This window comes from Mucilaginibacter sp. 22184 (genome assembly GCF_052045695.1).
Lineage (GTDB): Bacteria > Bacteroidota > Bacteroidia > Sphingobacteriales > Sphingobacteriaceae > Mucilaginibacter.
The window spans coordinates 152,530-165,169 of sequence record NZ_JBQEPI010000007.1; the positions used below are offsets into that span (position 1 = coordinate 152,530).

The 12,640-nt window shown below is 44.5% G+C and carries 10 protein-coding genes; 5 read left to right on the top strand and 5 right to left on the bottom strand.

Features of this window, described 5'->3' with window-relative positions:
- Positions 1-8: 8 nt before the first annotated feature.
- The 3 genes from ACTJKG_RS16640 (at position 9) to ACTJKG_RS16650 (ending at position 3,765) form a co-directional block, all read left to right on the top strand.
- Positions 9-1,388, top strand: a complete 1,380-nt coding sequence (locus tag ACTJKG_RS16640; protein WP_440739856.1) for a DEAD/DEAH box helicase — start codon at positions 9-11, stop codon at positions 1,386-1,388.
- Between the two features lie 547 nt (positions 1,389-1,935).
- Positions 1,936-3,291 carry a glycosyltransferase gene (locus tag ACTJKG_RS16645; RefSeq protein ID WP_440739857.1) on the top strand — a complete coding sequence of 452 codons (1,356 nt, stop codon included), beginning with the start codon at positions 1,936-1,938 and terminating at the stop codon, positions 3,289-3,291.
- Between the two features lie 174 nt (positions 3,292-3,465).
- Positions 3,466-3,765 carry an FtsB family cell division protein gene (locus ACTJKG_RS16650; RefSeq protein ID WP_172337130.1) on the top strand — a complete coding sequence of 100 codons (300 nt, stop codon included), beginning with the start codon at positions 3,466-3,468 and terminating at the stop codon, positions 3,763-3,765.
- Between the two features lie 324 nt (positions 3,766-4,089).
- On the opposite strand, the gene ACTJKG_RS16655 is transcribed toward ACTJKG_RS16650, so the two are convergent.
- From ACTJKG_RS16655 to fabG, 5 genes are all read right to left on the bottom strand, one after another.
- Positions 4,090-5,256 (bottom strand): acyltransferase family protein, encoded by a 1,167-nt coding sequence (locus ACTJKG_RS16655; protein ID WP_440739858.1) that lies wholly within the window; start codon positions 5,254-5,256, stop codon positions 4,090-4,092.
- 225 nt (positions 5,257-5,481) lie between these two features.
- A complete protein-coding gene (locus ACTJKG_RS16660) occupies positions 5,482-5,904 on the bottom strand; it encodes an endonuclease domain-containing protein (protein ID WP_440739859.1) in 423 nt (140 codons plus the stop codon).
- Positions 5,905-6,024: 120 nt separating this feature from the next.
- Complete coding sequence (locus tag ACTJKG_RS16665) at positions 6,025-8,106, bottom strand: hypothetical protein (protein ID WP_440739860.1); 2,082 nt, start codon at positions 8,104-8,106, stop codon at positions 6,025-6,027.
- Between the two features lie 76 nt (positions 8,107-8,182).
- Positions 8,183-8,611, bottom strand: a complete 429-nt coding sequence (locus ACTJKG_RS16670; RefSeq protein WP_440739861.1) for an energy transducer TonB — start codon at positions 8,609-8,611, stop codon at positions 8,183-8,185.
- A gap of 235 nt (positions 8,612-8,846) precedes the next feature.
- Positions 8,847-9,590, bottom strand: coding sequence for a 3-oxoacyl-[acyl-carrier-protein] reductase (gene fabG, locus ACTJKG_RS16675; RefSeq protein ID WP_172336948.1), 744 nt, complete (start codon positions 9,588-9,590; stop codon positions 8,847-8,849).
- Between the two features lie 265 nt (positions 9,591-9,855).
- Between fabG and purH the strand changes: the two genes are divergently transcribed.
- The gene (purH, locus tag ACTJKG_RS16680) at positions 9,856-11,382 is read left to right on the top strand and encodes a bifunctional phosphoribosylaminoimidazolecarboxamide formyltransferase/IMP cyclohydrolase (RefSeq protein WP_440739862.1); all 1,527 of its coding nucleotides are present in this window, start codon (positions 9,856-9,858) and stop codon (positions 11,380-11,382) included.
- 214 nt (positions 11,383-11,596) lie between these two features.
- Positions 11,597-12,619 carry a rod shape-determining protein gene (locus ACTJKG_RS16685; protein ID WP_076378059.1) on the top strand — a complete coding sequence of 341 codons (1,023 nt, stop codon included), beginning with the start codon at positions 11,597-11,599 and terminating at the stop codon, positions 12,617-12,619.
- Positions 12,620-12,640: the final 21 nt, after the last annotated feature.

Genomic DNA, 12,640 nt, shown 5'->3' on the forward strand with positions numbered 1-12,640 from the left:
ATCATTACATGTCATTCGAAAATTTAAATTTAATTGAGCCCTTATTAAAGGCTTTAAAAACCGAGGGATATACCTCACCAACCCCTATACAAGCGCAAGCTATACCTATTGTATTGCAACGACGCGACCTTTTAGGCTGCGCCCAAACCGGTACCGGTAAAACCGCTGCCTTCGCGCTGCCTATTTTGCAATTGTTGCATCAGGACAGGCAACAACATAAGGAACAAAAGACCATCAAGGCCCTTATCCTTACACCAACCCGCGAACTCGCTATACAAATTGCCGAAAGCTTTACCGCTTATGGTAAACATACCGGTTTAAAAAACCTGGTTATTTTTGGCGGTGTATCACAAAACCCGCAGGTTGACGCTTTAAGGCGCGGTGTAGATATCCTGATAGCTACCCCAGGTCGTTTGCTCGACCTGGTGAACCAGCGTTACGTTCACCTGGAACACGTAAAAATGCTAATCCTGGATGAGGCCGACCGTATGCTGGATATGGGCTTTGTGCACGATGTTAAAAAAATCATCACTAAAGTACCTGCCAAAAGGCAAACCCTGTTCTTTTCGGCTACTATGCCCAAAGAGATACAGCAACTGGCCGACAGCATCCTGTCTGACCCTGAAAAAATTGAAGTTACTCCGGTTTCTTCCACAGCCGATACTATACAGCAGTCGCTTTTTTATGTTGATAAGGGCGATAAAAAATCATTGCTGATCCACATATTAAAAGATAAGAATATTAAAACCGCCCTGGTATTTACCCGTACCAAACACGGTGCCGATAAGGTGGTGAAGGATTTAATACGTGCCGGTATTACTGCCGAGGCTATCCATGGTAATAAATCGCAAAACGCGCGTCAGCGTGCGCTTACCAATTTCAAAAATCGCACCACACGGGTACTGATAGCTACCGATATTGCTGCCCGGGGTATTGATATCGACGAGTTGACCCACGTGATCAACTACGAAATCCCAAACATCCCCGAAACCTATGTACACCGTATTGGCCGTACCGGCCGTGCAGGGGCAAGCGGTATAGCGCTTTCTTTTTGTGATGAGGATGAAATAGAGTTTTTAAAGGATATCCACAAGCTTATAGCTAAAGAAATTCCTGTTGAAGAAGCACATCCTTACCCGCTTAGTCCGGTAGCTATTGCCGCTGGCATGGGCGCCAAAAAAGGAACGGCTAATGCCAATTTGCGTAACGGCTCATCGGGCCGTAGCGGTGGGGGTAATAAACGTCGCGGAGGCAACGGAGGCGGCAATCGCTCAGGTGGCGGTGGTAAACGCTCAGGCGGGGGTAATAGCCGCAACGGCGGCGGCAAACCAGGCGGCAGCAGCGGCATGAGCGGAGCCAGCAGGTCATCAGGCGGCGGTCGTAGCTAATATTAACTTATAACAGGTTTTTCAACCTGGTTAAAACCCCATTAAACATTGTTTAATGGGGTTTCTTGCATTATGCAGGCCCGGTTTACGCTGCCGGATAGCAGATCGATAATCACAAAAAGGGGGGCTGTCACCCTGAGCTTAGTCGAAGGGTTGAGCGCAGAGGCCCGGCCACCATGATGTCCATCAAAAGAGCCCGGGGCTTGGTGCGATTCCTTCCCTCGGGAAGGGGAGGATGGGGTTTATCGAATAGGATAATCATTGCGCGTAGAAACCCCTCCCTGCCATTACACCTGCCCAACGCACCCCTCCCGTGGGGAGGGAATTAAAAATGAATTTCTTAATTCAAAATCTTTCGTCCTCTCAGGGGCTCCTGAAAGGGACCCTGAGAGGACAACGGGGATGAGACCGGAGTGGATAAAAAACGCTTGCCCCCGCATATGGGGAGTGTATCCCCACTTTAGGGTATAGTATGGCATAGCCGCTCATGGCATCTTTGTAAAGCAAAATTGCTAAACAAGTAAAATCCACTAAAACATCTTTTATTATGGAAATGCAAGCTCAGGAACAATTAAAAGGAAAAAAAATATTATTTGCTACCATTCCGGCCGATGGTCACTTTAATCCGCTCACCGGTTTGGCCAAGCACCTGCAAAGCCTGGGGTGCGATGTGCGCTGGTTTACATCAGATTACTTTGCCGGGAAACTGGAAAAACTGGGCATCCCGCACTATGGTTATAAAAAAACACTAAACCTAACCGGTGATAATGTAGATGACTATTTGAACCGCCGGTCGATCACCGACCCGATCGAAAAGTTGAATTTTGATTTTGAACACATTTTTATCGCCCGTTCTCCCGAATCATATGCAGATATCGCGGAAATACATGAAAGCTTTCCATTTGATCTGTTGATAGCCGATAGCACATTTACCGCTATTCCTTTGGTGAGGGCGGGTTTAAATAAACCGGTGCTGAGCATTGGCATTGTGCCGCTGGTAGAGGATACGCCCGAACTGGCTCCTTTTGGGATGGCCCTGCCACCAGCTACCGATGAAGTAACACAAGCCGAATATGCTATGCTGCATGAACAGGCTGTTAATATATTATTCAAAAAAACGATCGATCTGCACGAGGGAATTTTGAATGAATTTGGGGTGAAGTATGAGCGCTCAATGTTCCCTAACCTGCTGGTTAAACAAGCCGACCTGTATTTGCAGATAGGCTCGCCTGGGTTTGATTATGAGCGCAGCCAAACGGGTAGCAATGTACGCTATGTAGGTGCGCTATTACCATATCAGCCAGATAACAGCGAGCATAACTGCTGGTTTGATGAGCGCCTTAACCAATATGAAAAGATCATCCTGGTAACACAGGGCACGGTTGAAAAAGATACCAGCAAATTAACCGAGCCTACCCTGGAGGCCTTTAAGGATACCGATGTACTGGTGATAGCCACTACCGTGGGCAGTAAAACCGAGGCCCTGCGCGAAAAGTATAATTTCAATAACATCATTATTGAAGATTATATACCATTTAGTGATGTAATGCCTTATGCCAGTGTGTATATCACCAATGGTGGTTACGGCGGTAGTTTACTTAGCGTCAATCATCAATTGCCGATGGTAGCAGCCGGTTTACATGAAGGCAAAAGCGAAATATGCGCCCGTATAGGTTACCTCGAATACGGTATCAACCTGAATACAGAAATACCAACCCCCGCAGCCATTAAGGCAGCAGCAGAAGAGGTGATGGCCAACGAGAAATATAAGCATAACATGATCAGATTATATCATGAAATGAATAGCTATAACGCCAGAGAGTTGTGTACACAGTATATAGCGGAGTTATTATCGGGTTTACCAGTGTCTAAGCAGGAACAAATAGATATTGAAATAAATTAAGAACGTGTTTTCGTACCCCTATGTCCCTGGTAGCCATATGTATTATGGCTGCCGGGACTTTTTTATTTAGCAACAACGCGTGCAATAAAATTCATTGTTAATAAGTTAATAAGCATATTTGTAGCGGTCAAAAAAAATAAATAGCTTTAAATGAAATTTATAGAGCCCATATCCATGAAACGCCTCATTAACCTTTTGAAGAACAAATTCTTTTTGGTTACGCTGGCCTTTTTAGTTTGGATGATATTTTTTGACCGGAACGATCTGTTCTCGCAGTATGAGTACCGCAAACAGGTAGGTAAACTAAAGGAGGAGCGTGATTTTTATAAAAAAGAGACCGACCAGGTAACTAAAGAACTGGACGAGCTAACCTCGAACCCCCAGAAACTCGAAAAGTTTGCCCGCGAAAAATACCTCATGAAAAAAGATAACGAGGATGTTTTTGTGATCGTTCACGAGAAAAAGGAAAAGTAAGGGATTTTACAATCAAGAGATAAGAGTCAGGAAATAAGATATAGAAAGCGGTGGATTATCCATCGCTTTTTTTTGTGAAATTGAAATTCGAAAACGGGATATCGGAACTATGAGGGATAAATAATATGAGGGATAAATAAAAAGCAGAGGCCTCGTGCGATTCCCTCCCCACGGGAGGGAATCGCACTGGCCAACGCTTTTTATCTTTTATGTTGTTTTTCTCTTCATTTAATGTCCACTACAATCCTTCCGAGGGAGGGAATCGCACCCGGCTTGGGCTTCTTATCTGTTATTATTTATACTTCACCTTATTTTCTACCATCATTATACCACCTCCACCGCCACACGGTTTTTACTATGCTTCCAACGCTGTAATAACTTATCCCTTATTTTTAAAGATGGTTTCTCGATAGTATATCTTAGTATCAGCGCGAATGTGATGGTGCTGAACAGGCAGCAAAGCATCATCAGGTTACTGTTTTTGTCGATACCGTTTTTTTGAAGCAGGTTTTGGGTAAGGTGGATAACCAGTTTGTGCGAAAGATAAATGCTGTAAGATAAAGTGGCTAATTGCGCTGTTATGGCCGACCCTCGGCGATACAGAAAATTGGACGGGCAAACGATCGCTGCCAAAATGAGTCCGTATCCCAGCGAAACTAAAGGAAAGCCCCAAACAGTACTGATTAGGCTATCGCCGGGCGAGCAAACAAAATAAGCGGCTATTAAAATCACCAGTCCCAGCAGCATCAGCAGGTGATTACGCCTGTTTGCTATTTCTTTTACGCAGGGATAAAAAGTGTAAGCACCGGCAATGCTCACGCCGATAAGCAATCCGTCTAAACGATTATAAGTGGGGTAGTAGATCACCCGGTGCCATATCGCCCCAAAATCATCTTCGGCGAGATGAGGAGCTGCAAAATAATGCCAGCCTGCATATCTGATGATGAACCCGGCGACAAGCAATCCTACGAGAATATAAACAGCCGTTTTACCTGCTTTAAAATGGTTGAGCAGCCAAAAGGTTAATGGCAATATTAAATAAAACTGCTCCTCCACACATAACGACCAGGCATGGGTAAAAGTCCCGGTGGTTTTCAGATCCAGGCCAAAATTGAGGGTAAAGGTGATGTATTTCCAGAGCGGGGCCATGTGTTCCCGCTCGCGCAGATATGGGATAGCGGTATATAAAAGCAATACAACCAGGTAAGGTGGAATGATGCGGAAGAAACGCTTGGCGAAAAATTCGCGCATATTGATGGTCTTGCCTTTTTTGATGGTATTAAAAAGTTGCCCCGCGATCAAAAATCCGCTAAGAACAAAAAACAGGTCGACGCCCGTCCAGCCAAAACCGCCTATTTTATTTACCCATTCCGGGTGCCCGAAAAGTTGGTAATGAAACAGCAAAACATAAGTAATGGCCAATGCCCGTAAATGATCTAAACCCAATAATTTATGCTTATCGGATATACTGGCTGTGATGGTATCTGACATGAAATATGTGCGGGGAATTTAGGCTGTAATTTATTGAATAAAGAGGATAAATAGGAGGGGAGGTTGTTTTATTTCTTGATCTAAATTTTAGTGTTTGGCAATACTGATTACGATGGAAATCATATGTTTTGCTGAAGCAATGGCCTCGTGCGATTCCCTCCCTCGGGAGGGGCAGGGAGGGGTTTGTTCGTGCGGTATATCGGATAAACTGAGGGGCTTCTCAAACTATTTCAGCAAGCTTAGATCAAATCCTACCGGTAGTTTAATAGACGGATCATTTTTCACCAATATAATTACAGTACTTTCAATAGTGCGTATTACATTAAACATATCCTGTTTTACCTCTGTCTCAGTAAATCTTAAAAAGTAAATCCCGAAACCCTCTAATTTTTGTTGTCTCTGTTCATCTTTATAAAAAGCCTCTTCATGATTGTGCGACATTCCGTCAATCTCAATAGCCAGCATTAAATTTTTAGAATAGAAGTCGACTATATAATTATCTATACAACACTGACGGTCAAAGTCAAAACCGAATAGTTTATTGTTTTTTAATTCATCCCATAGCAAAACCTCCCCAAAAGTCATATCCTTTCTGAGTTTGCGAGTCAGTTTCTTCAGTTTTGGATTGTATGGGATGATTTTAACCATTGCTGTTGTTTTGCCGCTTGCAGAGAACCCCTCCCTACCCTCCCGAGGGAGGGAATCGCACGAGCCGTGTCTCCATTTTTGTCTTATCTCTTAATCCTAATTTCCAGCTTCTCTCGCCCTCTAAACCTCGCCTTCGCGTTTACGCAAAAACCACTCGCCGGATAGTAACAGGAGTATCAGTATAAATATCCATTTTACATCAATGATGTCGCTGTAGTGTTTGTCTTCATAAACAACGGTTTTGATGTTGTCGTTTTTGCGGATGAGATTGGTCAGTTGGTTGAGTTGATCAGGGTATAGCATTTGGCCGCCGCTTTGTTTGGCTATCGTATTTAACAATTGATGATTGGCTGCGCTTTGCCGGGTTTCCAGGTTGAGCGGTTTTATGGTTAATTGTCCGCTTGCATTAAAGCGTTGGGCTCCGTTTTGGGTAGCCGCGGTATAGCTGTATTCGCCAATGGGCAGCGTACCGGCATCCAACTGGTAGCTTTGTCCGCTGCGGCTGAACAGGAAGCTATAGTTTTTACCGGCCTGGTTCTTCAGTTCGATCCTGACATCAGGCGTATTGATCAGTTCCAGGGCGTCGTTATACAATTCGGCATTCAGGATCACATTTTCACCTTCGTCAAAAACATTGCGGGCAGGGTATACCCTGAAACGCTGGCGATTGGCATTGGCGGTTAAATATTGTACACTCTGACTCAGGAGTTCGTCGGTAGCGTTGCGGTTGCCGTAGTTCTGGTACTCGGCCAGTTGCCAGCGCCACAGGCCCTCGCCGGTAAGTATAGCGGTACGGCGGCCTGCATCATCGGCAAAAGCCAGCAGGGGATAGGTGGTAGCTACCGCGCCAATTTTTTGTTTCAGGAGCACAGCCGTATTGGCAGCCGAGCCATAGCTGCCAAAGGGAGCCAGCAAGGGCGGCATTACCGCTATTTTTTTGCGGGAAGAATCAGACAGGGTAAAAGCCGAAAAGCCGGTCTCGGGCAGGGCCAGTACTTCCTGCGATTCGGAACGACCCGCGCTGATCTTGATACTGTTTTGCGCAGCATTAAAGGCCTGCAGATCTGTTTGCGAACCCAGCATATACCAAACCGGGATCTTGCTTTTGGCTATAAAGTTTTTTAGCAGCGGGTATTCTTCCGCAGGGGTTTGGTATAGGATCACGAGACTGTAATCAACCAGTTTAATGGCGGCTATATCGGCGAGCAATACGGTTTTTACCTCGTAGTTTTTATTGGTTTCGATAGCCTGTTTGATAACCGTAATATCGGGATGCGGACTGCGGTATACCACCAGTACTTTTTGGCGGGTATCCAGCACATCTACATAAATGGTTTCGGTATTGTTTTGGGTGGATAGCTCGTTTTTTACCGGGGTAATGCTGATGTTGTATTTCCGCAGACCTTTTTTATCAGCGGTAAGCTTGATAGGGATGATCTTTTTAAAATCAGCCGAAGTAACGGGGATGGTTTGGGTGAATACCTGTTTGCCGTCTTCGGTAACAGTGATGTGCATGTTTTCGCTTTTGCTTTGGTAAGCCGCGGCCAAAACTTCTATTTCAAAATCGTTATCCAGGAAGGCTGTTTTGTTGTAGTTTACATTGCCGATGAGGAGATCGCGTTTGGCAACGGTATCGCCCAGGGCAATGGTGTATATGCTGGTCTTGATGTTTTTGGCTTCATACTGCGGATCGTTACCCTGGTTGTAGAGGCCGTCGGTAGCTAAAACCAGCGCGCCGATGTTTTGGTTTACAAAGCGATTGTTGAGCTGTCGTAATGCCCCCGCCATATCGGTTTGCTTACCGCTGAATTTATCTGACAGGCCGTTAGACAGGGCTTTGCTGAAATTGAACTCCTGTACATCATACTGATCGCCCAATTGCTGTTTGAGTTTAGCCAGATCATTGATAAATTGAGCGGAACTAAAACCGGCGGGTTTAAAAGTATTGATGGAGGATGAATTATCCTGTGCGATGAGCACCAATGGTTTCTGCGGATCATATTTGATGGTTTTTACCAGCGGCGAAACCAGCAGCATGGCAATAACAAACACCACCAGCACACGCAGCACAGCTAACCACAACCTGAAATTTTTGCCCAGGTTAACGGGTTGCCGGTATAATAACCAGGCATAAAGCACGCCCAGTATTAAACAAACAGGCACCCACCATCCGGAAACAGACCCCCAGGTTATTGAAAACATTTTTTATAGGTTGTATTAATGCGCTACGTACAGCTGCAAAATGCGAAATTATTGTGAAATGCGGGTGAATAAGTTTTTATTCGCTTAGAGAGGGGTCTAGGTTAATGGGTATAGAGTACATACAGGGTACAGGTTTGCCATTACATTTACCTGGCTTCCACTTTAGGGTTGCGATATTTCTTAGTATTTGATTTCCAAGGAGGTGCTCATCGCCGGAAGGATCTCTTTTTACCCGCTGTCCATCTATTTGGCCATCAGCCTCCACCACAAATACGATTATCGTCAAGCCGTAATAATTAGTGCTAGGTGGTAGCTTTAAATTCTTGGTGATCACCTCATTTATTTTAAGAAATCCATCTACCGGTTCGGGTGCTTCATCAACCTTTGTGTAAACAAATTTATGCAGAATAGAATCTTGTTTGCCTTCGCAGGTATTTTCGCTGTTTTGGGCGAAAGCATCAACAAAAGCAAAACATAACAAATAAAAGATAATGATACTTTTCAAAAGCTAAAGTTTAAGGTTGAGACTAAAGATATGCTTTTTATAAATAGGCAGAAAAGACCAAAATCAAACAAGGCCAGCTTTAGCCGGCCTTCTTTAAAAATATGTTTGTCATACTGAACGGAGTGAAGTATCTAATAGCCGGTTTGCATAGTTTGCTAACAGATCCTTCGCTGCCGCTCAGGATGACTTATCGCTGAGTATTTTTGATTTTTTACTTTTGAATTTTGACTTTCTACTAAAGCATTCCGCCATCAACCGGGATCACCTGGCCAGTAATGTAGGTGGCCATGTCTGATGCCAGGAAAACGCAGGCGTTGGCCACATCTTCGGGCTGGCCGGCACGTTTCAATGGGATATCAGCTTCCCAGCCTTCAACCACCTTAGGGTCGAGCACGTCGGTCATTTCGGTTTTGATAAAGCCAGGCGCAACCACGTTGGTACGGATGTTACGTGAACCCAGCTCTTTAGCTACCGATTTTGAGAAACCGATGATGCCCGCTTTTGAAGCAGCATAATTAGCCTGCCCAGCATTGCCTTGTACACCTACTACCGAGCTCATGTTGATGAATACACCATTACGGTTTTTCATCATGATTTTGGAGGCTGCTTTGGTTACGTTGAATATTGATTTCAGGTTCACGTCAAGCACTTCGTCCCAGTTCTCTTCGGTCATACGCATCAGCAGGCCGTCTTTGGTGATGCCGGCGTTGTTAACCACTATATGCAGGGTGCCAAAATCGGCAACAATATCATTGATGAGTTTTTCGGCTTCGTCAAATTTGGAAGCGTCAGAGCGGTAGCCTTTTACCTTGGTGCCAAAGCTTTGCAGTTCCTGCTCAAGGGCCTGCCCTTTTTCAACCGACGATAAATAGGTGAATGCCACATTGGCGCCTTGCTCGGCAAACTTCTCGGCTATTTTACGCCCTATACCTTTTGACGCGCCGGTAATAAGCGCTATTTTTCCTTCTAATAATTTCATAAACTGACTATATGATTTCGGGCGGTGAAGTTAGTGGTTTTTTATTTTGGTTCATAGTTAGTAGTTGATGGTTCATAGATCATGGTTCATGGTCAGTATTTTTTGTTTTGTAGACCATAGTTCATAGAGGTAATTTAAACCAGTTGAATAATAACATCTTTGGCTATGATCTATGAACCATTAACTATGAACTGTTTTTCCTACAGAAAAACTTAATCAATTAACTAAATATCACTACCTTTGCGGCTCAAAAAATTACGTGTGCATGAGCCAGTCTGTTCAAATAAAAAACGCTTTAATTTCTGTTTACTACAAAGATAATTTAGAGCCCATTATCCTGGAGTTAAACCGCCTTGGTGTCGAGATATATTCAACCGGCGGAACCGAAACTTTTATCCGTAACCTGGGTGTTAATGTAGTGCCTGTGGAGGACCTTACATCGTACCCATCTATCTTAGGCGGACGTGTTAAAACACTGCATCCCAAAGTGTTTGGTGGCATCTTGGCCCGAAGAAGTTTTGACGGCGATGAACAGCAACTGGCCCAATATGAAATTCCGGAGATCGACCTGGTCATTGTTGATCTTTACCCTTTTGAAGAAACCGTAAAATCTGGCGCAGCCCAGGAAGATGTGATCGAAAAGATTGACATTGGTGGTATTTCCCTGATCCGTGCTGCTGCTAAAAATTTTAAAGATGTAGTGATCGTAGCATCTAAAAATGATTACGGCACGCTTGAAGAAATTCTGAAAACACAAGGCGGTGCAACCACGCTTGATCAGCGCCGGTCATTTGCACAAAAAGCATTCAATATATCATCACATTACGATAGTGCTATCTTCCAGTATTTTAACCAGGAAGAACCGCTGCCGGTATTTAAACAAAGCATACAAAGCAGCCAGGTTTTACGTTACGGCGAAAACCCGCACCAGGGTGGTGTATTTTATGGCGACCTGGATGCCATGTTCACCAAATTGCATGGCAAAGAGCTATCCTACAACAACCTGGTTGATGTGGATGCTGCTGTAGCCCTTATTGATGAGTTTACCGAGCCAACAGTGGCTATATTAAAACATACCAACGCTTGTGGTATCGCTTCCCGCTCTTCGATAAAAGAAGCCTGGATCGATGCGCTGGCCTGTGATCCGGTTTCGGCTTTCGGCGGTGTTATTATCGCTAACGATGAGATCGACGCGGATACCGCTACAGAGATTAGCAACATTTTCTACGAAGTACTGATAGCCCCGGCCTATACCGATGAAGCTGTACGGATATTACAAAGCAAAAAGAACCGGATCATCCTGGTTCGTCAGCCGGTGGCCCTGCCAACCAAACAGTTCAAAACTTTGTTGAACGGTGTTATTGAGCAGGATAAAGACGCGGTTATTGAAGGCCCGGCCCAAATGACCCCGGTTACCAACAGAAAACCTACCGAGCATGAATTGCACGATCTGTTCTTTGCCAATAAAGTGGTAAAACATACCAAATCAAATACTATTGTGTTTGCCAAAAACGGTCAGCTGATGGCCAGCGGTGTTGGTCAAACCTCCAGGGTTGATTCTTTGAAACAGGCGGTTATCAAAGCCGAAAGTTTTGGGTTCGATCTGCATGGCGCGGTAATGGCATCTGATGCGTTTTTCCCGTTCCCGGATTGCGCCGAGCTGGCTGCAGAAGCCGGAATAACTGCTATATTGCAACCCGGTGGATCAATAAATGACAAGCTTTCTGTTGAAATGTGTAATGAAAAAAACATTTCGATGGTGACTACCGGCGTTCGTCATTTTAAACACTAAAATTTTAAATTAAACGGGCTTATTGGGTTTGATGAAGTGTGGAAGATTGGAAATGGGAAAGGATTTTGAGATCCCGAAAGCCCGATTAACATAATTTAACATAACCGACCTGTCCAAACAATAAATATGAAATTTATACGCTCTTAATTGCAACTATGTGATTTTTTTAAGCGTATTTTTATAAACTTTACAGATTATTTGAAAGAAGCAACAGATGGGTTTATTTAACTTTTTTACACAAGAAATAGCTATCGATTTGGGTACCGCGAATACCCTCATTATACATAACGACAAAGTTGTTGTTGACGAACCTTCTATCGTGGCGTTCGACAGAACAACCAATAAAGTAATTGCCATTGGCAGGCAGGCCATGCAAATGGAAGGTAAAACACATGATAACATCCGCACGGTGCGCCCGCTGAAGGATGGTGTAATTGCCGACTTTAACGCTGCCGAGCATATGATACGCGGCATGATCAAAATGATCAACCAGGGCAAGGGCTGGTTTTTTCCTTCACTGCGTATGGTGATCTGTATTCCATCGGGTATTACTGAGGTAGAGAAACGTGCCGTGCGCGACTCGGCCGAGATTGCCGGTGCCAAAGAGGTTTACCTGATACATGAGCCTATGGCTGCCGCCGTGGGTATCGGTATCGACGTGGAAGAGCCGATGGGCAACATGATCATTGATATTGGTGGTGGTACTACCGAAATCGCGGTTATCGCCTTATCAGGTATCGTTTGTGATCAGTCTATCCGCGTAGCGGGTGATAACTTTGACTCAGATATTGTACAATACATCCGCCGTCAGCATAATATCATGATCGGTGACCGTACCGCCGAGAAGATCAAAATAGAAGTTGGTGCCGCGTTGCCGGAACTGGCCGATCCGCCAAGTGATTTTGCTGTTCAGGGCCGCGACCTGATGACCGGTGTTCCAAAGCAGATCATGGTATCCTATACCGAGATTGCGCACTGTTTGGATAAATCTATCTCTAAAATAGAGGAAGCTATATTGAAGGCATTGGAAATTACCCCGCCAGAACTATCGGCCGATATTTATCAAACCGGTATTTATTTAACAGGTGGTGGTGCTTTATTGCGTGGTTTAGATAAGCGTGTGGCAGCCAAAACAAAACTACCGGTTCACGTTGCCGAAGATCCGCTGCGTGCCGTAGTACGCGGAACCGGAACCGCTCTTAAAAACATAGGAAACTTTAAATTTTTAATGCAATAATTTGGTGAGTGGTGAGTAGTA